This window comes from Tardiphaga sp. 839_C3_N1_4 (genome assembly GCF_051811045.1).
In the GTDB taxonomy this organism is placed as follows: Bacteria; Pseudomonadota; Alphaproteobacteria; order Rhizobiales; family Xanthobacteraceae; genus Tardiphaga.
The window spans coordinates 5,879,760-5,903,545 of sequence record NZ_JBPWQD010000001.1 but is presented as its reverse complement, the minus strand read 5'-3'; the positions used below and the strand labels follow the sequence as shown (position 1 = coordinate 5,903,545).

General features: G+C 61.1%; 25 protein-coding genes. 8 read left to right on the top strand and 17 right to left on the bottom strand.

Annotated features, from left to right (window positions below):
• Positions 1–38 precede the first annotated feature (38 nt).
• From AB8A38_RS28210 to fliL, 4 genes are read right to left on the bottom strand one after another with little or no spacing between them, the layout of a single operon-like run.
• Entirely contained in the window at positions 39–809 is a 771-nt protein-coding gene (locus tag AB8A38_RS28210; protein ID WP_068735654.1) for a MotE family protein, read from the bottom strand.
• Complete coding sequence (locus AB8A38_RS28205; protein ID WP_089265176.1) at positions 806–1,243, bottom strand: DUF6468 domain-containing protein; 438 nt, start codon at positions 1,241–1,243, stop codon at positions 806–808. The genes AB8A38_RS28210 and AB8A38_RS28205 overlap by 4 nt, the downstream gene beginning before the upstream one ends.
• A complete protein-coding gene (gene fliM, locus AB8A38_RS28200; RefSeq protein WP_410001823.1) occupies positions 1,240–2,439 on the bottom strand; it encodes a flagellar motor switch protein FliM in 1,200 nt (399 codons plus the stop codon). Before fliM ends, AB8A38_RS28205 begins: the two co-directional genes overlap by 4 nt.
• An 18-nt stretch (positions 2,440–2,457) precedes the next feature.
• A complete protein-coding gene (gene fliL, locus AB8A38_RS28195) occupies positions 2,458–2,949 on the bottom strand; it encodes a flagellar basal body-associated protein FliL (RefSeq protein WP_093756619.1) in 492 nt (163 codons plus the stop codon).
• Positions 2,950–3,312: 363 nt separating this feature from the next.
• Here fliL and flgF point away from each other — a divergent pair, with 363 nt between their 5' ends.
• Genes flgF through flgH form a run of 4 tightly spaced genes read left to right on the top strand, consistent with a single transcriptional unit; the run spans position 3,313 to position 6,796 of the window.
• The gene (flgF, locus tag AB8A38_RS28190) at positions 3,313–4,077 is read left to right on the top strand and encodes a flagellar basal-body rod protein FlgF (RefSeq protein ID WP_089265179.1); all 765 of its coding nucleotides are present in this window, start codon (positions 3,313–3,315) and stop codon (positions 4,075–4,077) included.
• Between the two features lie 12 nt (positions 4,078–4,089).
• Complete coding sequence (gene flgG / locus AB8A38_RS28185) at positions 4,090–4,878, top strand: flagellar basal-body rod protein FlgG (RefSeq protein WP_089265180.1); 789 nt, start codon at positions 4,090–4,092, stop codon at positions 4,876–4,878.
• Positions 4,879–4,883: 5 nt separating this feature from the next.
• Positions 4,884–6,038 carry a flagellar basal body P-ring formation chaperone FlgA gene (gene flgA, locus AB8A38_RS28180; protein ID WP_439088161.1) on the top strand — a complete coding sequence of 385 codons (1,155 nt, stop codon included), beginning with the start codon at positions 4,884–4,886 and terminating at the stop codon, positions 6,036–6,038.
• A 5-nt stretch (positions 6,039–6,043) separates the two neighbouring features.
• Positions 6,044–6,796 (top strand): flagellar basal body L-ring protein FlgH, encoded by a 753-nt coding sequence (gene flgH / locus AB8A38_RS28175; RefSeq protein ID WP_439088160.1) that lies wholly within the window; start codon positions 6,044–6,046, stop codon positions 6,794–6,796.
• Between the two features lie 136 nt (positions 6,797–6,932).
• On the opposite strand, the gene AB8A38_RS28170 is transcribed toward flgH, so the two are convergent.
• The 4 genes from AB8A38_RS28170 to AB8A38_RS28155 form a co-directional block, all read right to left on the bottom strand.
• The gene (locus AB8A38_RS28170; RefSeq protein WP_439088159.1) at positions 6,933–7,721 is read right to left on the bottom strand and encodes a 2-keto-4-pentenoate hydratase; all 789 of its coding nucleotides are present in this window, start codon (positions 7,719–7,721) and stop codon (positions 6,933–6,935) included.
• Between the two features lie 139 nt (positions 7,722–7,860).
• Positions 7,861–8,124: a hypothetical protein gene (locus AB8A38_RS28165; protein ID WP_089265183.1), complete on the bottom strand. Its 264-nt coding sequence runs from the start codon at positions 8,122–8,124 to the stop codon at positions 7,861–7,863.
• Between the two features lie 202 nt (positions 8,125–8,326).
• Positions 8,327–8,737, bottom strand: coding sequence for an RNA polymerase-binding protein DksA (gene dksA, locus AB8A38_RS28160; protein WP_068735634.1), 411 nt, complete (start codon positions 8,735–8,737; stop codon positions 8,327–8,329).
• A 250-nt stretch (positions 8,738–8,987) separates the two neighbouring features.
• The gene (locus tag AB8A38_RS28155) at positions 8,988–9,398 is read right to left on the bottom strand and encodes a flagellar assembly protein FliX (RefSeq protein ID WP_439088157.1); all 411 of its coding nucleotides are present in this window, start codon (positions 9,396–9,398) and stop codon (positions 8,988–8,990) included.
• Between the two features lie 326 nt (positions 9,399–9,724).
• On the opposite strand from AB8A38_RS28155, the gene AB8A38_RS28150 reads away from it, so the two are divergent.
• The 4 genes from AB8A38_RS28150 to AB8A38_RS28135 all read left to right on the top strand — a co-directional run bounded on the left by AB8A38_RS28150 (position 9,725) and on the right by AB8A38_RS28135 (position 12,259).
• Positions 9,725–10,849: a flagellar basal body P-ring protein FlgI gene (locus AB8A38_RS28150; RefSeq protein WP_439088156.1), complete on the top strand. Its 1,125-nt coding sequence runs from the start codon at positions 9,725–9,727 to the stop codon at positions 10,847–10,849.
• Positions 10,849–11,196 carry a flagellar assembly peptidoglycan hydrolase FlgJ gene (gene flgJ, locus AB8A38_RS28145; protein ID WP_089265185.1) on the top strand — a complete coding sequence of 116 codons (348 nt, stop codon included), beginning with the start codon at positions 10,849–10,851 and terminating at the stop codon, positions 11,194–11,196. The genes AB8A38_RS28150 and flgJ overlap by 1 nt, the downstream gene beginning before the upstream one ends.
• A gap of 17 nt (positions 11,197–11,213) precedes the next feature.
• The gene (locus AB8A38_RS28140; RefSeq protein WP_175366560.1) at positions 11,214–11,708 is read left to right on the top strand and encodes a hypothetical protein; all 495 of its coding nucleotides are present in this window, start codon (positions 11,214–11,216) and stop codon (positions 11,706–11,708) included.
• Positions 11,709–11,872: 164 nt separating this feature from the next.
• Positions 11,873–12,259, top strand: a complete 387-nt coding sequence (locus AB8A38_RS28135; RefSeq protein ID WP_175366561.1) for a hypothetical protein — start codon at positions 11,873–11,875, stop codon at positions 12,257–12,259.
• 7 nt (positions 12,260–12,266) lie between these two features.
• On the opposite strand, the gene AB8A38_RS28130 is transcribed toward AB8A38_RS28135, so the two are convergent.
• From AB8A38_RS28130 to msrB, 9 genes are all read right to left on the bottom strand, one after another.
• On the bottom strand, positions 12,267–12,626 hold the full coding sequence (locus AB8A38_RS28130) for a hypothetical protein (RefSeq protein ID WP_439088155.1): 360 nt from the start codon (positions 12,624–12,626) through the stop codon (positions 12,267–12,269).
• A 93-nt stretch (positions 12,627–12,719) separates the two neighbouring features.
• Positions 12,720–13,085, bottom strand: coding sequence for a flagellar biosynthesis regulator FlaF (gene flaF / locus AB8A38_RS28125; protein ID WP_068735623.1), 366 nt, complete (start codon positions 13,083–13,085; stop codon positions 12,720–12,722).
• A gap of 3 nt (positions 13,086–13,088) precedes the next feature.
• Complete coding sequence (gene flbT, locus AB8A38_RS28120; RefSeq protein WP_089265190.1) at positions 13,089–13,466, bottom strand: flagellar biosynthesis repressor FlbT; 378 nt, start codon at positions 13,464–13,466, stop codon at positions 13,089–13,091.
• A 256-nt stretch (positions 13,467–13,722) separates the two neighbouring features.
• On the bottom strand, positions 13,723–15,321 hold the full coding sequence (locus tag AB8A38_RS28115; protein ID WP_439088154.1) for a flagellin N-terminal helical domain-containing protein: 1,599 nt from the start codon (positions 15,319–15,321) through the stop codon (positions 13,723–13,725).
• Between the two features lie 373 nt (positions 15,322–15,694).
• Positions 15,695–17,287, bottom strand: a complete 1,593-nt coding sequence (locus tag AB8A38_RS28110) for a flagellin N-terminal helical domain-containing protein (protein ID WP_439088153.1) — start codon at positions 17,285–17,287, stop codon at positions 15,695–15,697.
• 282 nt (positions 17,288–17,569) lie between these two features.
• Complete coding sequence (locus AB8A38_RS28105; protein WP_439088151.1) at positions 17,570–19,192, bottom strand: flagellar biosynthesis protein FlgL; 1,623 nt, start codon at positions 19,190–19,192, stop codon at positions 17,570–17,572.
• Between the two features lie 7 nt (positions 19,193–19,199).
• Entirely contained in the window at positions 19,200–21,101 is a 1,902-nt protein-coding gene (flgK, locus tag AB8A38_RS28100; protein WP_439088150.1) for a flagellar hook-associated protein FlgK, read from the bottom strand.
• A 58-nt stretch (positions 21,102–21,159) separates the two neighbouring features.
• Positions 21,160–23,016 carry a flagellar hook-basal body complex protein gene (locus tag AB8A38_RS28095; RefSeq protein ID WP_309948188.1) on the bottom strand — a complete coding sequence of 619 codons (1,857 nt, stop codon included), beginning with the start codon at positions 23,014–23,016 and terminating at the stop codon, positions 21,160–21,162.
• A 222-nt stretch (positions 23,017–23,238) separates the two neighbouring features.
• Positions 23,239–23,745 carry a peptide-methionine (R)-S-oxide reductase MsrB gene (gene msrB, locus AB8A38_RS28090; protein ID WP_315843075.1) on the bottom strand — a complete coding sequence of 169 codons (507 nt, stop codon included), beginning with the start codon at positions 23,743–23,745 and terminating at the stop codon, positions 23,239–23,241.
• Between the last annotated feature and the right edge of the window lie 41 nt (positions 23,746–23,786).

Below are 23,786 nucleotides of genomic sequence, written 5' to 3'. Positions count from 1 at the left end.
CTAGATTCCGCGCTCTAAGGATTTGTTAATTAATTTCTTTAATTCCGGCCCTGCTGGATCGGCCTGCCTTCGATCTTGGGCAGTTCGACCGCAGCGGCAGATCGTTCGCCGCCCGAGGCGCGGCGCGCCAGTTCAACGGTGAGGCGTTCAGCGGCCTCCGGCTGCATCAGACCGAGAATGTCGGACATCTTCCGAGGCGCGATCTGCGAGGCGATCTCGAACAGCACCGGCATTTCCAGCCGGTCGAAGATCTTCGCGGCGTCCTTCGGCTTCATGCTTTCATACATGGTAACGATGCCCTTGAAGCGCGCGGCATCGACTTCGCTCTTCTGGTCGTTCGCCGTCTTGATACCGGCTTCGACGCCCTTCAATTCATCGACGCGGGTTTCGATGCGCTTCTCGGCAGCCTTCAGCAGGCTCTCGCGAATATCGATCTCGCGTGCACGCGCTTCCAGCTCCTGACGGCGCGCTTGCAGCCGTTCGAGGATCGCGCGTTCAGCAGGCGAGATTTGAGGAGACAGTTCGACAGGCGGGTTGCTGGTCGGTTCGATCGCTGCAGGCGCTGCTACCGCGGGCTTCGGCTCTTCCTTCTTGGCTGACACCGAGCCGGTAATGTCGCCGTCCGCTGGCTTGCCGCCCGGGAAGTTGAACATCTCCTGCGCCCACGATCCTTTCGTAGGCTGAGGCTGCGGATCGTAGTTGAATACGTAGCCGCCATCGATCACCAGGCCGGCGATCTTGAGAATCGCCAGCCCGAAAACCGCCACCAAGACGACAGGAAGAATACGAACGTCCCGAAAAGCTTTCATGCAGCGATACCGTCAGGCCTCCTCCGCTCGGCAAACGCCTGCGCTGCCGCGGCATTGGCCCGCGCTGCGGACACCCGCGGCGCATCAGGGTCGGTTTCGGTGAGCGGCCGTGCCGCCACCGCGATCTTCGACAGCCGGCGCACGACGGCGTCGCTCTCGGCGAGCTGCGCTTTCAGTTGATCGGCCAGCGCCGTTGCTGCCGAAATCTGGCTGCCGAGATTCTCATTGACGTCGCGCACGGTAAGCTTGAGTCCGCCGATCGCACGCTCGGCGATCTCGGTCACGGTGATGAGCTCGCCGATCGTGGCCTTCAACGATTGCTCGTCCGCCTTGAGGCGCTTCAGGCGCTTATTGAGCAACATGCAATAGGCGATGGTCAGGATCAGAAGCACCGCAACCAGGCTCTCGATCACAATTCCTAATGAATGACTCATTGTGCCTCCATCAATTTAGTTTGCTCATCAGCCTTCTCAAACATGGCGAAGGTTGTGTTAGGCTTGCGCAATTGTTTCGTGACTCGAATGGCAACGCGGTCGCCGACACGGCCCATGCGACCTTCAGTCAAGGTCACAGCTCCGCAACGCACGGCAACAAGGGCATCCGCCCGCATTTCCAGCGGCAGCGTATCGCCCACTTTGAGAAGCATCAGCTGCTTCAACGGGATCTCCGCCTCATACAGCACGGCGTCGACGGCGATCTCGGCCTGAGCAATTTCAGTGGCGAGATGGCTTTCCCAGATCGGATCACGGCCGAATTTTTCGCCCATGAACATCTGCATGAGCACGGCGCGGATCGGTTCGATCGTCGCATAGGGCAGCAGCAATTCGATATTGCCGCCGCGGTCTTCCATGTCGATATGCAGGCGCACCAGGATGGCGGCATTGGCTGGACGGCTGATGGCGGCGAAGCGCGGATTGGTCTCCAGCCGGTCGATGGTGAAGGCGACGGGCGACAGCGGCCGGAACGCCTGCTCGGCATCCGCCAGGACGACTTCGATAAGCCGCTTCACCAGATTGGTTTCGATGGTGGTATAGGGACGGCCCTCGATGCGCAGCGAGGCCTGACCACGGCGGCCGCCGAGCAGCACGTCGATCATCGAATAGATCAGGCTGGAATCGACGGTGGCGAGGCCAAAATTCTCCCACTCCTCTGCCTTGAACACGCACAGCACGGCTGGCAGCGGAATAGAGTTCATATAGTCGCCGAAACGCACCGAAGTGATGCGATCGAGCGAGACTTCGACGTTGTCGGAGGTGAAATTGCGCAGGCTCGTGGTCATCAACCGCACCAGACGGTCGAACACGATCTCGAGCATCGGCAGACGCTCATACGACACCATCGAGGAATCGATGATGGCGCGAATGCCGGAATTTTCGTCGAGATGGACCTCGTTGACGCTGAAGCCGAGGAGGTTGTCGATTTCTTCCTGCGAGAGAACGCGCTCGCCGCCGTTTTTGCCGCCGCCGATATCGCGACCACCGTCCTCGACCATGGCGGCCCATTGCTCCGCCATGGTGCCGGTGAGTTCGTTTTCGGCAGCCGCTTTCGCCGCCTCAACGGGATCCTCTGAATCCAGAGAAGCTTCCCATTCGGCGGCAATTGCGTCCTGATCGACCTGTTCGGTAGACATCAGCCTAAATCCAATTCCTCACTGAATGAGGATTTCCTTGAACAGCACAGCGTTCACGTGATGAGGAGAGATCGCGGCATTGACGCGCCGCGTCAGCTCTTCCTTCAGCCGGAACATGCCAACGGAGCCGTTCAGATCGGTGGTGCGCAGTTCGCGCAGGTAAACCTGGAACATGTCAGTGATGCGCGGCATCGACGGCGTGATCTGCGCCACCAGCGGCGCTTCCTTCACCTCGAGCACGATCTTGGCCTTGAGATATTGCACGCGCTCGCCCGGCTGACCGGCAAGGTTCACCAGAATCTCCGGCACATCGATGAAGGCGAGCGGCTTCGCAGCCGGCGCCGCCTCTTTCTTCTCTTCCTTGGGGTGTCCCTTCAGGAAGAACCAGCCGCCACCGCCCGCTGCAAGCACCAGCACGCCCGCGACGATTGCGATCAGCTTGAATTTGCTCTTGGGAGCTGCCGCCTCGTCCCCAGTCGGGGTGCTTTCTGAAGTTTCCGTATCCGCCATCGCCTGCCCGTCCGGGGTTGGGATGAGCTCGATGCTGCAAAGCAGGCAATAAAGACGCGATACAAAATGCTGCCAGCGCCCAAGGCCCTGTGTGATCGTGACGCTAGGTCGCAATGGTTAACGGAATCTTTCTTTTAACGCTCAACTAGGAAAATTCTGCCGGCAAATATGGTCAACAAGACCTTTCTGCCGCCCGTTTTCACGCCCCTAGAACTACCAACAAATTGAAAACTATCAGCTTTTTGACTTGGCACGGCTTTCGCTAAGTAGTCTGCGAACCGCGGCTTGGGAGAGCTGTGCGGTTTACGGGATCCGCGGCGAGCTTGGGAGAGCGACCCGCGCGAACTTAGGGGAGAACCACCGATGGAGAATATGCTTCTCGTCGGACTGTCGCGGCAGATGACGCTTCGGCGTCAGATGGACGTCGTGGCGAACAACATTGCGAATATCAACACGAGCGGCTTCAAGGCCGAGCGGACGATTTTCGAGGAATATCTGAGCCCGGCCGCCCGCGAAGACAACTTCGTCGGCCGCGACCGCCGCGTCTCCTTCGTGCAGGACCGCGCCACGATGCATGATTTCACCGGCGGCGCGACCGAGCAGACCAAGAATCCGCTGGATGTCGCCATCGACGGCAACGCCTTCCTCGCGGTGCAGACCCCGAACGGCGAGCGCTACACCCGCGACGGCGGCATGCAGATCAATTCGCAGGGCCAGCTCGTGACAGCGTCGGGCGCACCGGTGCTCGGTGCCAATGGCCCGATCGTGTTCCAGCAGACCGACCACGACATCAACATCTCGCAGGACGGCACGGTCACGGTGCTCGAAGGCATCAACCGCATCGACTCCGTGCGCGGCAAGATTCGCATGGTCAACTTCGCGCAGCCCCAGCGGCTGGTGAAGGAAGGCTCCAACCTGTTCTCGGCCGGCCCCGGCGCCAATCCGCAGCCGTCCACCACATCGAAGCTCAATCAGGGCTTCATCGAAAAGTCGAACGTCAGCTCGGTCGTCGAAATGACCCGGATGATCGACGTCACCCGCGCCTATACCGAGCTGTCCAACATGCTGCAGTCGCAAGGCGACGCGCGGCGCTCCGCCATCGAAAAACTTGCCGACGTTCCGGCTTAAGGAATCTGACCCATGCGCGCTCTTTACACTGCAGCGACCGGGATGGCGGCCCAGGAACTCAACGTCCAGGTCATCTCGAACAATATCGCCAACATGCGCACGACCGGCTTCAAGAAGCAGCGTGCCGCATTCCAGGACCTCATCTACGATCACGTTCGCCGCGTCGGTGCGCAAGCATCGGATCAGGGCACGGTCATTCCGGTCGGCGTCGATATCGGCGGCGGTGTGAAGACCGTCGGCACTCCGCGCATGATGACCCAGGGCACGCTGTCGGCAACCGGCGGCGATCTGGATATCGCCGTCCGCGGCGAAGGCTTCTTCAAGATCCAGCTCACCGATGGCACCTTCGCCTATACCCGCGATGGTACGTTTTCCACTGACCAGCAGGGCCGCATCGTCAACCCACAGGGCAACCTGCTGCAGCCAACGATCTCGATTCCCCAGGCGTCGTCGCAACTCTCGATCAATGCGCAGGGCCAGGTCTCGGTCATCGTACCGGGCTCGACGACCCCGACCGTTCTCGGCCAGATCAGCCTCACCCGCTTCATCAACAAGGCCGGCCTCAATTCGATCGGTGACAACCTGTTCACCGAAACACCGGCCTCCGGCCCACCGCAGGACGGCGTCGCCAATGCCGACGGCTTCGGCGACATGCAGCAGCGCAACCTCGAAATGGCCAATGTCGAAGTCGTCACCGAAATCTCGGACCTGATCGCCGCGCAGCGCGCCTATGAGATGAACGCTAAGGTCATCAGCGCCGCGGACCAGATGCTGCAATCCACCGCCGGCATGTTCCGCTGAGGAGAATGATCATGACATCAGCCATGCGTTCGCTTCTCCTCGCCACCGCCCTGCTCGCTGCAGCGGCCACCGCTGCGCTCGGCCAGGCGCAGCGCGACGAGGTCATCGCATCGCCAACGCTGCGCGCCAACGTCACGGTGTCCAGCGACGTGGTGCGGATTGGCGATGTCATCGACAATGCCGGCCCCACCGCGCAGATCGCAATCTATCGGGCGCCCGATCTCGGGACCGTCGGCACGCTGTCGACCGCGCAGGTCATCGCGGTGTTGCGGCAGCACCAGGTGATTGGCGTCGATACGCGCGAGCTCAAGTCCATTACCGTGACACGGCTGTCGCGCAGCATCGAGAGCAAGGATATCGAGAATCAGGTCGCGCAGGCGCTGGAGAACCGCCACGGCCTTGGTGCCGCCGCCAATCTGAGCCTGACATTCGATCGCGAAGTCCAGGGCCTGCAGCTTGACGCCAGCAATACCGGCGCGCTGCAGCCCGTCGCGGTCCGTTTCGACGCGCGCAGCGGCCGTTTCGACGTCACCTTTGCGATCGGCAACGACTCCAACGTGTCTGCCACCAAGCTGCGCTTCACCGGCAGTGCCGTTGAGACGGTGGAGGCGGCGGTGCTGGTCCGCGGCGTCGAACGCAACGAGGTGCTGAAGTCCTCTGACGTCGTCGTCGAGCGCCGCCCGAAAGCCGAAGTCGGCAACGATGGCGTAACGCGCGACCGCGCCGTGGGCATGCAGAGCCGCCGCCAATTGCGCGCCGGTCAGGCAATCCGCAATGCCGACCTCGCCAAGCCAGATCTGGTCACCCGCGATCAGGCGGTGACGCTGATCTACGAAACCGCTGGGCTTTATCTCACGCTCCGCGGCAAGGCCATCGAAGGTGGCACTGAAGGCGACGTGGTCAACGTCATCAACCTGCAGTCCAAGCGCACCGTCTCCGGCGTCGTGGTCGGTCGCGGCCAGGTCGCCGTCTCCGCTCCGTCGCCACGTCTCCCCGCACAAGTCGAAACGTCCGCACCAACGCCTGCCCCAACCCGCGAGTCTCTCCCGTCCGAGAAAATCTCCCAGGCCAGACCTCCCTTGGCCAACTCTCCCGCTGCCACCTCTCCCGTCGCGCTTGCTGCCAACGACCACGTACCTGTTTCTCGAAAAGCTGAGTAAAGTTGATGTTCCAGTTCAATCGTCCCTTAGTTACCGGTGCTGCACTTCTGGCGGTCGGCCTTGCTGCCAGCGGCTGTTCGTCGATCGACCGCCTCGCCTCCATCGGCGAGAAACCGGCGCTCACGGCGATTGAGAATCCCACGACACAGCCAGGCTACAAGCCGGTGCAGATGCCGATGCCGAAGCCGGAGGTCGCGTCCTACAACGCCAACTCCCTGTGGCGCAGCGGATCGCGCGCGTTCTTCAAGGATCAGCGCGCACGCCAGATCGGCGACATTCTGACGGTCACCGTGAACTTCACCGACAAGGCCAATATCGCCAACGAGACCCAGCGCAGCCGCACCAATACGGAAAACTCGGGGATCACCGACTTTGCAGGCAGCAAACTGCTGACAGGTTCGGCCGCCTCGGTGCTGCCCGGCCGTCTGCTGACGGCTGATGGATCGTCGTCGAGCGACGGCAAGGGATCGGTCGCACGGCAGGAAGCGTTGCAGACCAGCGTCGCCGCAGTGGTCACGCAATTGCTGCCGAACGGCAACCTCGTGGTTGAGGGCAAGCAGGAAATCCGCGTCAACTACGAAATCCGCGAACTAATCGTCGCCGGCATCGTGCGCCCGGAAGACATTCAGAGCGACAACACCATCGACAGCGCCAAGATCGCGCAGGCCCGCATCGCCTATGGCGGCCGCGGCCAGATCTCGGATGTCCAGCAACCTCGCTACGGCCAGCAGGTGATGGACGTGCTGCTGCCCTTCTAACCCGCAGAGAGCTCCCACATCTCATCGTGCTCCCACGCGATGAGATGTTCACGCGCGGCCTTCCGTCAGCTCCCCTGGCGGAAGGCCGTCGTCGTTCTGGACAGACTCCAAACGCGGACAGGCGAAGCGCTGAACGTCAGCTCTTGAAATCCACCTCGACGCTGCCGAGGCCAAGCAATTCCATTCGGACGTGGTCTCCGGCATTGAGCCACGCCGTCTGCACGAGACTGCCCGTCAGTACGAAGTCTCCGGCGCGCAATATCTTGTCTCGGGCCGCAAGATGGTTGGCAAGCCAAGCCAGTGCATGATGTGGATGACCAAGAACATCGGCGCCATTGCCGCGCCCCACTTCCGTGCCGTTGACGACGGCACGTCCAATCACCGAGAGAAGGTCAGGCGCGTTGCCACGAGCAACAGGCGCACCCAGAACACATCCCGCCGCAAAGAAATCATCTGCGATGAGTGTCGGCGCATCCATACTGCGCCAGTCCGCATAACGATCATCGACGATCTCGATGGCCGGATGGTAGGCATCGATCGCTGTTGCGACATCATCAGCCGTGAACGGCTCGCCCGACGGCATCAGATCGCTCGCAAGCTGGACCGCAATTTCACACTCCACGCCGACATGTACATAATCGTTGTAGCGCAGCGACGTTCCGGCGGCATGAACACCGCTCATATAGAGTCCGCCGGCGCAAGGATGCGAAATACCGAGATATTGCTGCATCACCGCGCTTGTGCAGCCGATCTTGTAACCGACCTGCAAGCCAAAATCGGGCGACAGCAAATTGTGAAGCGCGTCCTGCACGCGATAGCCATCGGCCTCGTCATGCGGGACCGCGTCTGGCGGCAACACGGTGAGCGGCGTGCGGTTATGGCGGACGTAAGCCAGGATTTCGGCGATCGCGAGATACTTTTCCATCGGCGGTCCCTTCGCTCGTCACACGGCTCATGCCGAAATATGACTAACGGGTAGCGACCACCATCCTGCTTGGCAACGGTGCGCAGCGTTGCTGGCGCGAACCGACGCTCGCGCCACTGCAATTCCTCGATCCTGGAGTTCAGCCGAAGACCCTGGTCAGGTCTTCATGAAGCCGACGCATCCCCGCGGGCCCGGTGAAGATCTCCTTCACCTCGGCCAGAGCCTCCGTCGTCAGGACATCTTCGGAACGCCGGCCCTGCGCCGCAGTCGCCAGGATGCGCGAGGCGATCGCGGCCTGATTGCAGGAGGTGCGGTGCTGCTCCGGCACCTTTGCGACGACCTTCTGAAGAACATTCCGCATCAGCGCGATCGTATCGGGATCATAAGAGGCAGGCGCAGCCATTGTTCATCCTCCCGTTTTTTTTCTGGATCCAGCCTACGTCCTATCGGCGAATGATGACGTTCATATTCCCGTGTTTAAGAATGTCGCCGTGCTGCAGTGCAGTCATCGCAGATCCCTGCACTGCACAGCATGCGTGGTTGCCAACCGGAACACCGAAATGAAAAACGGCCGCCCGATGGGCGGCCGTTTGGTATCTGAAAGACTATTCGTCGCGATAGACCTTTTCGCGTTTCTCGTGGCGCTCCTGAGCTTCCACGGAGAGTGTTGCGATCGGGCGGGCTTCAAGCCGCTTGAGCGAGATCGGCTCGCCGGTCTCCTCGCAATAGCCGTAGGTATTATCCTCGATGCGCAGCAGCGCGGCGTCGATCTTGGAGATCAGCTTGCGCTGCCGGTCGCGCGCCCGCAGTTCGATGGCGCGGTCAGTTTCCGACGACGCACGGTCGGCGAGGTCGGGGTGATTGACGTTCTCCTCCTGCAAAGCCTGCAGGGTGAGTTTCGATTCACGGAGGATTTCTTCCTTCCAGGCCAGCAATTTCGCGCGGAAATAGTCGCGCTGCCGGTCGTTCATGAAAGGCTCTTTTTCGGAGGGGCGATAGCTTTTCAACTTGTCCAAGGCCAATCCATCTATGCGTGCAAGGCGCCGGAAATGACCGGCCGCGCCGCAGCTTATATAGCTAGGTCATGTGACAGACAATAACGTCAGGATACCTCCAGAACCGCCATCCACCGCCGGGTTTCAGGGCCGGAACCGTGCTGCTGCAGCACGTGGCCCCCTCTCAGCCCGGTCTTTGGTCAAAGGGCTGTGTGAAGGGCTAGGCGGTACTTTGTGCGGCTCCAGCCGGACTTGGGCCGCTCCGGAAGGATCAGACCTGGCCAGCCTTGGCCAGTTCGACTTCGACCCGGAGCTCGATCTCGGAGAGCACGGCGTCCAGACCGGGCTCGCCGGATGATTCCTTGAGGTTGGCCGCCGCGCTGCGCAGCCGCGCCACCATGGCCGGATTGATCGAGCCCGTGAGCAGGCCGATCTTGAGTTCATCGAGGACATCGAGCGCGCCGCGGCCGCGCTTCACCGAGCGCTTGCGACGCTCCATGGGATCTTCGACGCTCTGCATGGCCAGAAGCGCATCGATGCTGTTGGCCGCCCGAGGCGCTACGGTCGGTTTGGTCTCGGAGGTCGGTGTCGCATCAGGCAACGAAAACCCGGTCGAACCGGTTTTCTTCGCTCCTGACGACGGGGCTCCGAATGTAGTGCCGTTCGGTCCGTAAATGCGCATCGGCGTGTCCAGCGAGGGTGATGGCCAATCCCGGCCCACGGCGGCTTGCCGTTCGCTCAGTACCATCGCGAGCGTAAACGGACCTCCAACCGGAAAGGTCGTCTTTTATGGTTAATCAATCGTAAACGGCCCGGCAAAATCTGCCGCAGGCGGCACTTTCGCCGGGGCGCGGGCCGCTCATCTAGCTGACCGCTTTTACCATTCTCATTATATATCAATAGCTTATGCGAATAAAATTGGCTGGCATGGCGCTCGCATAGTTAATGTCGGATCGTCGTCATGGGAGTGATGAGCGGTCCAGTGAAGACCTCAGCGGGGAGCAGAGGATGCCGAGCCTACCTTCGATCCGATTCTGTCAGACGGCCTGTGCGGTGCTGCTCGTGCTGCTCATGCAGGCGGTGTCGGCACATGCGACGTCGCGGATCAAGGATCTCGCCAATATCGAAGGCGTCCGGCAGAACCAGCTGATCGGCTACGGCCTCGTTGTCGGCCTCAACGGTACCGGCGACACCCTCAACAACATTCCTTTCACCAAGCAGTCGCTGCAGGCCATGCTTGAACGCATGGGCGTCAATATCCGCGGCCAAACCATCCGTACCGGCAATGTCGCCGCGGTCATGGTCACCGGCAACCTGCCCGCTTTCGGCACCCAGGGCACCCGGGTGGACGTCACCGTCTCGGCGCTCGGCGATGCCAAGAACCTGACCGGCGGCACCCTGCTGGTCACCCCCCTGCTCGGCGCTGACGGCAATGTCTACGCCGTCGCCCAGGGCTCCCTCGCCATCAACGGTTTTGCTGCTGAAGGCGCCGCCGCCAGCATCACCCGCGGCGTGCCGACCGTTGGCCGCATCGCCAATGGCGCCATTATCGAGCGCGAGATCGAATTCGCGCTGAACCGCCTGCCCAATGTGCGCCTCGCTTTGCGCAACCCCGACTTCACCACGGCCAAGCGCATTGCCGCCGCCGTCAACGACTTCCTGGGATCCAAGACCGCCGAACCGATCGATCCCTCCACCGTGCAGCTGTCGATCCCGCCGGAGTTCAAGGGCAACGTCGTCGCGCTGCTCACCGAAATCGAACAGTTGCAGGTCGAACCAGATCTGGCCGCGAAGATCATCATCGACGAACGCTCCGGCATCATCGTGATGGGCCGCGACGTCCGCGTCGCCACCGTCGCCGTGGCGCAAGGCAATCTCACCGTGACCATTTCGGAGAGTGCCAATGTCAGCCAGCCCAACGCATTCTCCAACGGCCGCACTGTCGTCACGCCAAGCACGCGAGTTGGCGTCACCGAGGACGGCAAGAAATTCGCTTTGGTGAAGGACGGCGTTTCGCTGCAGCAGCTCGTCGACGGCCTCAACGGACTCGGCATCGGCCCGCGCGATCTGATCGGCATCCTGCAGGCCATCAAGGCCGCAGGCGCCATCCAGGCCGACATCGAGGTGATGTGATGAACGTCAACACCGCCGTCGCCGCCTATCAGGCCAAGCACCCGACCATCAACGGCCGCCCCGATCAGAACCTGATCGATGCGCTGCAGAAAGTATCGCCGCAAGCTCAGGCCAAGACGCGCAAGCAGTCCGAAGACTTCGAGGCGATGTTCATCAACACGATGTTCTCGCAGATGACATCGGGCATCAAGGGCGAAGGCCCGTTCGGCGACACCACCGGCACCGGCGCATGGCGCTCGATGCTGACAGACGAATATTCGAAGTCCTTCGCCAAGGCCGGCGGCGTCGGCATCTCCAACGAAGTCTTTCGTTCGCTCATCATCCAGCAAGCCAATCGCGCCAGCTGATCGCAGAGGACACCGCCATGAACAATGCGCAACGCCAGCAAGCCGCCCCGATCGCCGCACCGCGTTCGGTCGCGACGCTGATGGAAGCCCGTCAGCTCGCCGACGAACTCATGAAGGTGATGAACGAGCTGCTCGCCGTCATCGAACAGGAGACCACGCTGGTCCGCAACGGCCATATCCGCGAGGCCATCAAGCTCGAAGCTCCGAAGGCAGACATTTCGCGTCGTTACATTGCGATGATCTCGCTGCTCAAGATTAGCCAGACATATCTCGCGCAGACGACGCCCGACCTGCTCTCGGCTTTGCGCAAGCACCATGACGTGTTCCGTGCGATGCTGCAGGTCAATCTGACCGTGCTCGCCACCGCGCATGCGGTGTCGGAAGGCATTGTCCGCGGCGTCAATGCCGAGGTTCAGAAGCGTAATATCCCGCAGACATATACGGCGGCCGGTCGGCAAGCTCAGCCGGGCCGGGTCAACATGACGCCCATCGTCGTCAGCCGGTCACTTTGATCGTATAATTGGTCATGCGACTGCTGGCCCGTTTGATGCGCCGCGGCATTGCTATCTTTTGACTTAAATTACAGCGCGCAAGTAAGCACCGGATTCAGCCGTCCGGTGCATAATGTCGTTTGGGAACGGGTCGGGATTTATCGAATGGAGCCAGGAGGGCTGCCATGGGTGCCGACTTCAATATCAAACCGGTGGGGGCACCGGTTGCCACGCCGGTGATACGACCCGCACCAGAAGCGGTGCGCGAAGCCGTGCCTACTCAGCTGCCTCCCGACAAGACCGTGTCAGCAGCGCCCCGTGTACTGCAGCCGAACATTTCTGCGGCGAACTACCAGCAGATGGACAGCGAACGCATCTCCAAGGAAGTCATCATCGACAAGGGCGCAGGCGAGATCGTCTTCGTATCTGTGGACAAGAAGTCCAACCAGGTGATCGACCAGTATCCCGAGGAATCGCGACTGCGTTCCCGCGCCTATCTGCGCGCCATGGACACGCTCAACCAGGACGCAAAGCTGCAGAATCGGCGTATGGAGACGGACCGCAGGATCTAATCGCTGATCAGACGTTGCGCGTTGCAAAGGCCGTATCGAGATAGGTGCTGCCGGTGGCGGCATCGGTCACGACGTTCTTGATCGTCGCCTTGTTGTTGGCCGTCATCTGGAACTTAGTGTCGCCGACCCGGAACGAATTGTCCTTGATCAGAACCTGCTGATACTTCACCGTTCCTTCGCTCTGATACTTCACCTGGGCGCGGAAGCCTTCGACCTGCGAAATCGCGACCTCGAACTTCTTCCCATTAGCGTAGGTGCCCTGCCAACTGCCTTTGTAGGCGTCGACATCAACCGCCACGTACTTGCCTGCCGTGACCGGCGTGGTCGTCTTGTAAGCCGTTGCAAGAATGCTGAGTGCGTCTGCCATCGTGCCTCGTCGCACGCGGCTTCGAATCGCCGCGCCTGTCAGGCGCCATTAGGCCGCGCCAACCATTAAGCTAAAGTTACAGTGTCGACACGCTCACGGGCGACCGGACAGTCCCGCCGCAATATTGCGGTTGATATCGATGAGCGCTTGCAAATGTTCAACCTGGCGGACCTGCTGAAGCGCGGTGCACTGCGTCAGAACAAAAATGCCGATATTGGCGATATTCTGCCGAATCTCGATCGATTCCGGATTCTGATCATTCATGGCATCGCCGACGAAGATGGACCAGAGCTTGCGATTGAACAGAAGAGCGTCGTCGAGACCTGCATCGGTATGGTCCCAATTTTCAACAACGTCCTGAAGCTTGCGCGCTGCTTTCAGGAGGGCTTGGGCTTCGATGTCTCTCGGTGTCGCCGTGGTCTGTGCAGTACGCGCGTAGGCTTGAGCACCGATCGACATTCGCTACCTCAAAAACTCTTCTTCCCGCTTGATCAGCGGACGTAATTCCTTGAGTGCTTTGTAAAGCGCGCCGCTTAAAATAAGCTTACTGACGTCCTCAATCGTCTCGCGAAAACTCGGAACCGCTTCGATCAGTTCCTTGATGAAGCCGAGATACAGTTCCTGATAGGCTGGTATATCGTTTTCCAGATACATCATTTGCACGCACAGATAGACTCGTTTGACCGGCGTCGTAGCAGTCTCCGCCGTGAGAATGTCCTTCTCGCGCATGATCGGCGCATCGCCATCAATCAGGAACGCCGTGCGCGTATCGGAATTGGTGATCACGCTCTGACCGATGATGATTCGCTCACCCGGCTTCAGTTCGACTCGCAAAGGCATTCAGCTCTCCTTCCCCGCAGCGGCCGTGAGGCCACATGCAAAGCCAATGGTATCTGGTGCCACGTTTCGGGCGGGCATGCACTATCCAGGAACCCCGAAAATACGCCTGTGATTCGAATAATACCAGCATTCAGCCGCCGCATCTTCAGTCTCGGGAAAGCTAGGATGCCTGGCGACGCGCCTCTGACTACCCGCGATCAACGAAAAACGGCGGGATTTCTCCCGCCGTTCGGTAATCTTGGTGCGATCGCCAGACTTACTGGAGCAGCTTGAGTACGCTCTGCTGCGACTGGTTGGCCAGCGCCAGCGCGGACACTGCGATCGACTGCCGGGTCGACAGTGCCTGGCTGTTCGCGGCTTCCTCATTGGTGTCGGCCAGCGTCAGGTTCGACGAACCGGTCTGCAGCACGTTGATCAGGTTCTTGGCGAATTCCTGACGGATCTGCACGATCGACAGGTTGGAGCCGAGCGCCGAGGCCTGCGCGCGGAGAACCGAGCTGGAGATGTTGAGCGCAGCCAGCGTGTTGTTCGCCGAGGTATTGTCGAGGAAGTCAGCGCCCTTGGCGAGCTTGCTGAGACCCAAACCTGCCGGCGTCAGGGTCGTGCCGGCGATGTTGAGCGTCGACTTGCCGGTCTCGTTGAACACGAGCTTGAGCTGATCGCCACCGAGCAGGTTGATGCCGTTGAACGAGGCATCCTGCGACGTGGTCGTGATCTGGTCGATGATGTTGTTGTACTGCGCAACGAGATTGGCGCGCGAAGTCTGCGATGCGAAGTCCTGCACCGGCGTCGATGGCACCAGGCCATTGAACAGCTTGCCGACGGCCGCCGCCGTACCGCCGATGGCGCCGATCGTTGACGACGCAGCATCGTTCGATGTCGTGATGGTCATGAAGCCGGCGGGATCGATGACGGCCTGCAGATTGTTCGGCGCCAGCGCGGCGTTGAGCTGCGCCAGGGTAGAGACCTGGCCGCTCGCGGTACCGAAGGTGATGTTCGTTGCGGTGCTCGACGGATTGGTTGCCGCGATCGTCAGCGTCAGTGCCGGCGGGCCACCCAGGGCCGTCGGACCTGAGGTCCGCGCCTGGGTCACCGACGTACCCAGGCCGAGCCCAGCGAGCGCGGCGGTGTTCGAGCTCGTGATCGACAGATCGGAAGCCGCACCCGTGTGCAGCGTGATCGCGCCGATGGGCGCTGCCGTGTTGACTGCAGAGCCGGCGCCGCCAGACAGCGCATCGATCTTGCTCAGCAGCGTAGCGACAGTGTCCGTGACGTTGATCTCGTTGGCACCTGAAGCGCCCGAAGCTCTGAAGGTCAGGCTCTGACCATTGACGGTGATGGTGTCGTTCGCCGCGAAGCTGGTAGCAATCGAGTCGGTGGCGGCAAGACCCGACAGCAGCGTGGCGCCGGTAATCGCAACGGCATTCTTGTTGTTCGCGACAGTGCCGACATAGGTGTTGTCGGTCTTCGTGGATGTACCCAACAGGTTGTCGGCGGTCGCGCCGGGATTGATCGGCGTCGTGAACGACGACTTGGCGTTATAGCCGACCGGAATTTGCAGCGCCTGGTTGGCGATCGATTTCGCGGTATCGACCAGCTTCTGCAAGGAGGTGATGCCGGTATTGGCTGCCTGCAGCACCTGCACGCCGTTGCCAATGCCATCGAGCAGGGCGTTGATGTCGCCGGCGCGGCTGTCGAGCCCTGCTGCCGTGAAGAAATTCGTGGGGTTGTCGAGGGCAGTGTTGACCTTCTTGCCCGTCGCAAGACGGTTCTGCGTCGTGGACAAGAGGTCCGCGGTCGACTGCAACGACAGCAGGTTCTGGCGAACCGAAGCCGATAGAACGATGCCTGACATATGGAAACCTTCCTGTTCCCCGCGCAGTCGACCTTCAGGTCGCACAAGCGCATGGTGCATCTAACGAGACCCGTCTCGCCGCGATGCTGTCGGTTGAATTTGACGCCCTTCTGGAAGAGGAATCTCGGTCCGCCTTGCGGCAATGCCCGGATTAACGCGGCCGATTCTCGGCCTACCTTCTTCCTACTCAGGCCGAATATGACCGACGACCATTTAAGATATGGTTAACAGCGGATTAAGGCTTTCGTAAAACTGTCCCAAAACGGCAAATGCCCGGAAAGCTTGAGCTTTCCGGGCATTTGCAACGATCGTACAACGAAAAACGGCGGGGCTTTCTGCCCCGCCGCCTTCTGTTTCGACTAGTCCGCTGAGTTTAGCGGAGCAGCTGGAGAACGCCCTGCTGCGACTGGTTGGCCAGCGACAGCGCGGAGACGGCGATCGACTGACGGGTCGACAGCGCCTGGCTGTTGGCGGCTTCCTCGTTGGTGTCGGCGAGCGTGAGGCTCGACGCACCGGTCTGCAGCACGTTGATCATCTGCTTCGAGAAGTCCTGACGCATTTGCACGACCGACAGGTTCGAACCGAAGGCCGAAGCCTGCGAACGCAGCGTCGAGCTGGCGTTGTTCAAACCGGTCAGCAGCTTGTTGGTGGCAGCATTGTCAAGGAAGTCGTCGCCCTTGGTCAGCGACTCGAGGCCGAGGCCAGCCGGATCGAAGGTGACGCCCGTGATGCTCAGCTTCGACTTGCCCGTTTCGTTGAAGGTCAGGGCCAGCGTGTCGCCGTTGAGCAGGTTGACGCCGTTGAAGGATGCGTCAGCCGCAGTTGTCTTGATCTGGTCGATCACCGTGTTGTACTGGGCAACCAGGCCTGCACGGGTGTTCTGGGCGTTGACGTCAGCCACCGGACCAGAGGTGTTCAGCACGCCGAGCAGCTTGCCTGCGCCGGTCGCCGTGCCACCGAAGATCGAACCCTTCGTCAGGTCGAAAGATGCTTCGTCGTTGGTGGTCTGAACGGTCAGCTTACCGTCCTTGTCGATCGAGGCCTGCAGGTTGCTGGTGGCCAGCTTCTTGTTCAGGTCGTCGAGCGTGTTGACCTGACCAGCCGACTTGCCGAAGCTGATCGTCTGCGCCGGGCTGCCGTCGATCGCACCGATGGTCAGCGTCTGGCCAGCCATCGTGCTGGTGGCTTCGGTGGTGCTAGCGGTCAGACCAAGCTTCGACACTGCAGAACCGCCGAGCACGATGCTCGACATGTCGCCGGTCGCTGCGGTGAGCGTGACCTGGTTGGAGGCAATCGCGAACGACGAACCCGTGCCGAGGATACCTTCGACGGCCGCCTTCAGCGTTGCTTCCGTAGTCGCAGTGCCGGCACCCGCGCCGGAAAGCAGGTTGATGGTGACATTGCCGGTGTTTGCATCGGTGACGGAAGCAGCGGTACCGCCGCCAGCGCCCGTTGCAAAGGTGATCGTCTTGCCATTGACGCTGAGTGTATCGCCGGCAACGAAGCTGCCGCCAGCTGCAGCGTTCAAGGCACCGCCAGTGACGAGACCCGTGACAGCCGTACCGGTCAGCGTTGCTTCAGTGTCCGGCGTGCCGAGCAGGTTGGTAGCCGTGGCGCCAGCGATCGTCGAGGAGAACTGCGACTTGGTCGAATAGCCCGAGGTCGCCTGCAGCGCCTGGTTGGCAATCGACTTGGCGGAGTCAACGAGCTTCTGCAGCGAGGTGATGCCGGTGTTGGCAGCCTGCAGGATCTGCACGCCGTTGCCGATACCATCGAGCAGGTTGTTGATGTCGCCAGCGCGGTTGTTAAGGCCCTGCGCGGTGAAGAAGTTGGTGGGATTGTCGAGCGCCGAGTTGACCTTATTGCCGGTCGCGAGGCGGTTCTGGGTGGTGGAGAGAAGATCCGCGGTCGACTGCAGCGAGAGCAGGTTCTGACGAACGGAAGCCGAGAGTGTAATGCCGGACATGTTTGGTTACCTTCCTGGTAGACACAACGAACGACCTTCTTGGTCGGTATCGGGAAGATGACGCTGAGGTTCTAAAATTGCGTAAAGGGAACTGCGCGGATTCGATGCTCCTTATGCGTGTATTTAATTACCTACACCCGTCCTGAAAATGACAAAGCCCGACTCGTACAAGTCGGGCTTTGTCATTTGTTATCAGTGCTTTTTATGTCGCAGGGAGGTTGGCTTCCCGGACTTTGGCGAGGTAGCCAAAACGCGGCGAAGTTGTAAACACGAAGCAACCCGTTAAAGAAACTTAACCAAGCTCATCTGATAAAGATTAGACGTTGTCTGATACGAGGCCTGCAAAGCGGTCTGCAGCGCCAGAATTTTGGTCGCGACCTCGTCGTCATTTATGCCCTCGATGGAGTCGAGCATCGTCTGGGCCATCGCCTTGGTCTGGACCTGACGATCCGTGGTCGACTTGATCGACGCCTGCGCGCCGGCGAAGTCAGCCTGAATGTCCTGGATCGTCTGCTGGCCGGGGACAGCCGCCAGGTTCTGCGCCACGCGCTGGTTCAGCGCCGCGATCTGCGCATTGGCGCTCTTTGCATAAGTCGCATTGCTGAGTTGTGCCGGATCGACGGCCACGGCCGCGAACACCGCGACGGTCTGCAGTTGCGCGCGCAGGGCCTGCTCATCGGCACGCGCGCCATATTGCACCTTGATCGATGTATCGACCTGGGAGACCGCCGATCCGCGGGCCGAGCCGTTGGCGGCCGTGTTCTGCTCGCCCTGATACCAGATCACGGTATTGTCGGCCGTGCCGGCAACGAGCGTGGTCGCTGAGCCGAGCGGCGTGGAGCCGACGCGCAGCGGCGGCTGATCGAAGAAATTGTCGCCAGCCTCGATCGCAGATGCCGCCACCATCGGCCCGTTGGCGAGATCCTTCATGGCAGTGCCGAGCACGGCATTGAGATTAGCTGCGGTGACCGTCGATGACGGCGCCACCGGCGGAATGGCGTTCGGCTGACCGGGATCGATCAGGAACGAATTGGCCGGCAGCGGTGTCTGATCCGATGCGGTCAGGACGATGTCTTCCTTCGTGCCATCCGGCATCGTGAAAGTGAACTTGACCTGATCGCCGACATTCGGGTTGGTCGCCCCGAGATCGACCGACATCGATTTCGCCACGGGCGTCGCCGGCAGCGCAGGCGGGATGGTCGCTGGCAGATCGACCGGCTGGGTGACGGTGGCACCGGCGATCGTGGTAGACACGCCAGTGACCTTCATACCGAAGGGCTGAGCTTCCAGCGGCGGGGCTGGCGTCGCGTCTTCTTCGGAAATCACCACCGAGGTCACCGGGGTTCCGACTGCGCTGCCAACGCGCCCGTTTGCGTTGACACCGAGATCGGCCGTCTTGCGCTCGGCGATCACCTGCTTGAGGCCGGCGACGAGCGCGCCATTACCATTCATGATCTGGTCGGCGGGAGCGACCGGCGCCGTATCGGTGGCGCGGCCGGAGAACAGGTAGCGGTCGCCCGACCGCGCATTCAGCATATCGACGGAATCGAAGAAGCCGAGCGAAGCCGTCTTCTGCCCTGGCGTCTGACCGGTATTGTCGAAATTGCCGCCAGCGCTGACCGCGGCGCCTTTCACATCGGATCCGATCGCCACCAGCCGCTGCAGCGACAGATTTGCCACGCCGATGCGCGTGTTCAGATTGACGGCAGTATCGGCATAGGCCGCAACATTGCTGATCTGTGCGCGCAGCGCGATCGCGAGACTGCGACCGCTGCCCTGCCCTGCATAGGTGTTGGAGATCTTGCCGCTCGACAGCTGCTGCGTCAGCGCGTCGAGCTGATCGCGCAGATTGGTGATTCCGGATCCGATATAGGACGTGCGTGAGCCGACACCGCTGATCGTCATGATTACCTCAGAATGCCTGCATCAGGGTTTTGTACAATTCGTTGACCGTCGACATCACGCGCGCATTGGCCGAATAGGCGTTCTGCAACGACAGCAGATGCGCCATCTCGTCATCCATATTCACGCCGGACGCGTCTGCCATCTTCTTGTCGAGTGTGTTGAGAACGACGTTCTGGCCATCCGCGAGTTGCTTGGCGGAATCCGCCGCAGCGCCCTGTTGCCCGACGAACTGGCGCATATAGCTCGACAGCGTCCCCTTGAACGGTGCCGTATCGCTGCCCGTTCCCGTCGCGGGCGAATAAGTGAAACTGGCATTGTTCAACTGGTTGAGCAGGAGGGCCGACCGCGTCGTGTCGCCCGCGGCCGTCGACGCGCTATAAACCACCAGCTTGGAGGGGTCGGCGACGATCGCATTGTTGATCGTCAGCCGGCCGGCGAGACCGGCCATCTGCGAACCGTTCTTGCTGATGCCACCGCTATAGGCGGCGCCATTGTCGGTGAACAGCGCCAGCTCCGGGCTGCCGTTGCTCAGGTCGGTTGGACCTTGCGTGACTGTCACCGACGCCGCATTGATGTTGGCGAATGCGGGATTATTGACGACGGTGAGCGCGCCAGCCGTGCCGGAGAACGTGGCCTGGCCGCCAAGCGCCGCGTTCAACTGATTCAGAACCGAGCCGAAGCCCGAAGAAAAATCAAGGCCGATGACGGTATCATTCGGATTGGTCGTTGCCGTATTCGGCAGTGGCAGCACGCTGGGATCATCGACCCGCATGAACGAAATTTCGCGCTGCGTGTTGGTCGCCGTATCCGTATACGTGAAGTGAATGACATTGCCCGGCTTCATCTGCGACACATCGAGCGTAAAGCCGGTCGGCGTTCCTGCCGGCAGCGCCGTCGGCGGCACCGTCGGCACCGGAAAGACGCTTCCAGCTGTCGTCTTGTCCGAGAGCGCGCTCGAGATCGACGCTGCGAACTGATCGAGCTGGTTCTGCGCCTCGACAAGCGTCTTGTCGCGAAGTTCGGTATATGCGGCGATTGTGCCCGATTTGATAGCACCGGCAGCGGTCAGGTCGATTGATCCGCCGTTCGGAAATTCGATCACCACCGAGCCGAGATTGCTCTTGCTGGGATCCGCGCTCCACGTCGTGCCCGCCGACACCGTACCCTGGGCATTGAACGCCAGCGTCGCCGCTTCGTTGCCCACCAGCTGCACACCGGAACCGGTGAAGATGGTGACCTGATTGGCGCCATTGGTGGTGACGCGAATATCCATCAGCTGCGACAGCTGCGTGACATACTGATCGCGCTGATCGAGCAGCGCGGCGGTGTTGGAATCTGTCGATGTTCCGCCTTGCGGATTGGCCGTCAACTGATTGTTGATCTTGGCAATCTGCTTCATCAGAGTGTTGGCGGTCGTCACCGAATCCTTGATGCCGCTTTCCGCCGCGCTGCGCAGGCTCTGAATGCCCTGCGTCATCGAATTCAATTGTTGCGCGAGTGTTTGCGCGGCGTTGAGCACGCCGATCCGTGCCGACTGACTGTCCGCGCTCGTGGACAGCGCCTGCACTGCTGTCGTCAGGGCATTGAAGGAATACTCGAGCGAGCCGACTGAACCAGGATCGCCATAGAGACTCTGCATCTGCTGCAGGAAGCTCGAACGGAGCGAGGCATAGCCCGCGCCCGACGTTTCGGTGCGGAGCTGCGCCTGGATATACTGATCGAGTTCGCGATTGACGCCAACGGTGCGGACGCTACTGCCGTTACCGGAATTGACTGCGACCTGATCCGTCGACTTGCGAATGTAGCCAGGCGTTTCCGCATTGGCCACATTCGAGGAAACCAGCGACATCGCGGCCTGATTGGCGCGCAGGCCGGACATGGCGATGGAGAGTGCGTCGTTCAGACTCATAACTAACTGTCGCTCTCAAGGTTCACGCGGGAAGAAGGCCGCGGATGCGGCCTTGCGATTAACGCATCACGTTCAGCAGATCCTGAACCATGGTATTGGCGGTCGTGATCACCTTGGTATTGGCCGAATAGGCCTGCTGGGTGACGATGAGCTTGGTGAATTCGTCAGCGATGTCGGTGTTCGACGACTCCAGCGACGAGCCGGAAATACTGCCACCCTTGCCGTACAGTGCCTCGCCGGATTCGTTGGTGGTCTCGAACGCGCCGCCGTCGATGCGCTTGAGGAAGTTGGCGCCGTTGAAGGTGGCGATACTAACTTCAGCAAGATCGATGTTGCGGCCGTTGGAGTAGCTGCCGACCACACGTCCTTCGTTGCTGACCGATACGCTCTGCAGCTGACCCGCAGCATAGCCGTCCTGCTCGAGCTGATTGACCTGAACGTTGCCGTTGGTGTCGGCGAACTGGGTCAGGCCACCGGTGCCGAACGCCATGGTCACGTTGCCGAGTGCCTTGCCCGAGACGGTCAGGCCGGTCAGCGTGATCTGACCGACGACCGGCTGCATCTGGCCGTTCGGTCCGAACTTGAAGTCGGTGCCGACATTCTGCCAGGCAGCGGTCGCGCCCGTGGCCGCGGGGTCGGTCTGGTAGAACAGGTTCCAGGTATCCGTTCCGCCCTGCGTGGCGGACTCGACCTTCGCCCACCTGAATTGCAGGCTGACCGGTGCACCGTTGCCATCATAGACCGTCTTGGCGCCACCGCTGATCGATTCATCGAGAAAGGTCTGAGCGTCACTGCCGATCACGATGCCGGTGCCTGCCGTGCCGCCGCCCGAACGAAGGCCGGTGACAGTGCCGGTGAAGCCCAGGGCCTGGAATGCGGCAACCGCCGTGGTCGTCGAACCTGCGGCCAGCGTAAAATCGTTTGCCGTACCGGAGTTCAACGTGATCACGCCGGTGGCGGACACGCTCGATAGCGGCGAGGTGTTGCCGGTCGCGGCATCGATGGCGGTGAGCACGTCGCCGACATCGGCCGTATCGATAGGGATGAAGGTCGTGCCCGGCACGGCCGCGGGAGCAACGGCACCCGTGTAGAACGAAAGCGTCTTGGTTGTGGTGACGCCGGCGCTGGTGGTCTTCAGCACGAGCGTATCGCCGTTTGCGAAGCCGACCGGCAGCGTATCACTGCCGGACACGGGCGCAAGTTTGGTATTCGCCGAGATCGGCGCCGGCGTCGTCGCGAAATTGTTGCGCGCGTTTCCGGGAACAGCAGTATTCCCGAAGGGCGTTGCCGCAGTGCCCAACACGCGCGGGTTTGATACGAAGTCGGCCGATCGCAGCAATTCGGAACCGGGCACCGACGTCTGATGCTTGGTGGTCAGCGGATAGCTGGCGAGGTTGGCGCGGTAGTCGATCTTGGTGGTAGCCTGCGACGGCAGGAAGTCATTCTGGAAGCGCAGCACTTCCGGCGAGCTGCCGGCCGGGTTGCCGGTCGTGGGATCAATCTTGACGCCCTGAAGATAGTAGCCGGCGCCGTTGACGAGATAGCCGTTCTTGTCGAGCGAGAAGTCGCCGCGACGGGTGTATTTGTTGACGCCGTCAAACACCGGCGTGCTGTCGGAGACGTTGCCCGGCTTCTGCACCGCAAAGAAGCCGTCGCCATTGATCGCCATGTAAGTCGCGACCGAAGACGACTGCACCGAACCCGCGATGGTGTTGGTGCTGCGCGATTGCGCCGTCACGCTGCCGGCCACCTGTGCGGATGTGCCGGCATCGGGAATGAGGTCGAGGAAGCTGGTATCGATCCGCTTGAAGGCGGTGGTTTGCGAGTTCGCGATGTTGCCGGAAATGTTTTCCAGCGCATAGGAGTTCGCCCGCAGGCCCGCAACGGACGTGGTGAGAGCGCCGAAGATACCCATTACATCGTCTCCAACTTCGATCCGGGCGGCCCGCCGGACGGTGCCAAATTCACAGCCGCTGTCGGAGAAGATGTCGCAAGCCCCGTGCCAAGGGGATAAATTCAACGAATTCAACGCACTAAACAAAGAACCCCGGTCCATGGACCGGGGCACAATTGCCTAGCGGGGAAATATTTGCCGGATCGGCGCCTGATTTCGCCGGGCTCTGCGTAACCGCTCAGCTCAGGTCGCCGACGGCGCGGCCGGTTTGAAGATCATCGCGAAGCCGTCCATGCAGTAGCGCAGGCCGGTCGGCTTCGGGCCGTCATCGAAGACGTGACCGAGATGGCCACCGCAGCGACGGCAATGGATCTCGGTGCGGACCATGCCGAGCGTCGAATCCTTGCGTTCACCCACGGCATTCTGCAACGGCTGCCAGAAACTCGGCCAGCCGGTGCCACTATCGAACTTGGTCTCCGACGAGAACAGCGGATTGTCGCAACCGGCGCAGGCGAAGGTGCCCTTGCGCTTTTCCTTGTTCAGCGGGCTCGAAAACGGCCGCTCGGTGCCTTCCTTGCGCAGGATCTCGTATTGCTGCGGCGTCAGCTGTTTGCGCCATTCCTCATCGGTCTTCATGACTTCGAACTTCTCGTCCGAGGCAGCCCGCGCCGGCGACGCCGTCAGCCATTTCAGCGACAGCAATCCTCCCAGGCCAGCAGCGGTCGTCAACAGAAAGCGGCGGTCGATCATGGTTGGTCTCCCTGACAATCGAGACAATCATCTCGTTCGCT

Excerpts from the sequence above, each read along its gene's own strand:
- AB8A38_RS28210 (WP_068735654.1), bottom strand. The coding sequence starts at position 809 with ATGAAAGCTTTTCGGGACGTTCGTATTCTTCCTGTCGTCTTGGTGGCG.
- AB8A38_RS28205 (WP_089265176.1), bottom strand. The coding sequence starts at position 1,243 with ATGAGTCATTCATTAGGAATTGTGATCGAGAGCCTGGTTGCGGTGCTT.
- fliM (WP_410001823.1), bottom strand. The coding sequence starts at position 2,439 with ATGTCTACCGAACAGGTCGATCAGGACGCAATTGCCGCCGAATGGGAA.
- fliL (WP_093756619.1), bottom strand. The coding sequence starts at position 2,949 with ATGGCGGATACGGAAACTTCAGAAAGCACCCCGACTGGGGACGAGGCG.
- flgF (WP_089265179.1), top strand. The coding sequence starts at position 3,313 with ATGGAGAATATGCTTCTCGTCGGACTGTCGCGGCAGATGACGCTTCGG.
- flgG (WP_089265180.1), top strand. The coding sequence starts at position 4,090 with ATGCGCGCTCTTTACACTGCAGCGACCGGGATGGCGGCCCAGGAACTC.
- flgA (WP_439088161.1), top strand. The coding sequence starts at position 4,884 with ATGATCATGACATCAGCCATGCGTTCGCTTCTCCTCGCCACCGCCCTG.
- flgH (WP_439088160.1), top strand. The coding sequence starts at position 6,044 with ATGTTCCAGTTCAATCGTCCCTTAGTTACCGGTGCTGCACTTCTGGCG.
- AB8A38_RS28170 (WP_439088159.1), bottom strand. The coding sequence starts at position 7,721 with ATGGAAAAGTATCTCGCGATCGCCGAAATCCTGGCTTACGTCCGCCAT.
- AB8A38_RS28165 (WP_089265183.1), bottom strand. The coding sequence starts at position 8,124 with ATGGCTGCGCCTGCCTCTTATGATCCCGATACGATCGCGCTGATGCGG.
- AB8A38_RS28155 (WP_439088157.1), bottom strand. The coding sequence starts at position 9,398 with ATGCGCATTTACGGACCGAACGGCACTACATTCGGAGCCCCGTCGTCA.
- AB8A38_RS28150 (WP_439088156.1), top strand. The coding sequence starts at position 9,725 with ATGCCGAGCCTACCTTCGATCCGATTCTGTCAGACGGCCTGTGCGGTG.
- flgJ (WP_089265185.1), top strand. The coding sequence starts at position 10,849 with ATGAACGTCAACACCGCCGTCGCCGCCTATCAGGCCAAGCACCCGACC.
- AB8A38_RS28140 (WP_175366560.1), top strand. The coding sequence starts at position 11,214 with ATGAACAATGCGCAACGCCAGCAAGCCGCCCCGATCGCCGCACCGCGT.
- AB8A38_RS28135 (WP_175366561.1), top strand. The coding sequence starts at position 11,873 with ATGGGTGCCGACTTCAATATCAAACCGGTGGGGGCACCGGTTGCCACG.
- AB8A38_RS28130 (WP_439088155.1), bottom strand. The coding sequence starts at position 12,626 with ATGGCAGACGCACTCAGCATTCTTGCAACGGCTTACAAGACGACCACG.
- flaF (WP_068735623.1), bottom strand. The coding sequence starts at position 13,085 with ATGTCGATCGGTGCTCAAGCCTACGCGCGTACTGCACAGACCACGGCG.
- flbT (WP_089265190.1), bottom strand. The coding sequence starts at position 13,466 with ATGCCTTTGCGAGTCGAACTGAAGCCGGGTGAGCGAATCATCATCGGT.
- AB8A38_RS28115 (WP_439088154.1), bottom strand. The coding sequence starts at position 15,321 with ATGTCAGGCATCGTTCTATCGGCTTCGGTTCGCCAGAACCTGCTGTCG.
- AB8A38_RS28110 (WP_439088153.1), bottom strand. The coding sequence starts at position 17,287 with ATGTCCGGCATTACACTCTCGGCTTCCGTTCGTCAGAACCTGCTCTCG.
- AB8A38_RS28105 (WP_439088151.1), bottom strand. The coding sequence starts at position 19,192 with ATGACGATCAGCGGTGTCGGCTCACGCACGTCCTATATCGGATCCGGA.
- flgK (WP_439088150.1), bottom strand. The coding sequence starts at position 21,101 with ATGAGTCTGAACGACGCACTCTCCATCGCCATGTCCGGCCTGCGCGCC.
- AB8A38_RS28095 (WP_309948188.1), bottom strand. The coding sequence starts at position 23,016 with ATGGGTATCTTCGGCGCTCTCACCACGTCCGTTGCGGGCCTGCGGGCG.
- msrB (WP_315843075.1), bottom strand. The coding sequence starts at position 23,745 with ATGATCGACCGCCGCTTTCTGTTGACGACCGCTGCTGGCCTGGGAGGA.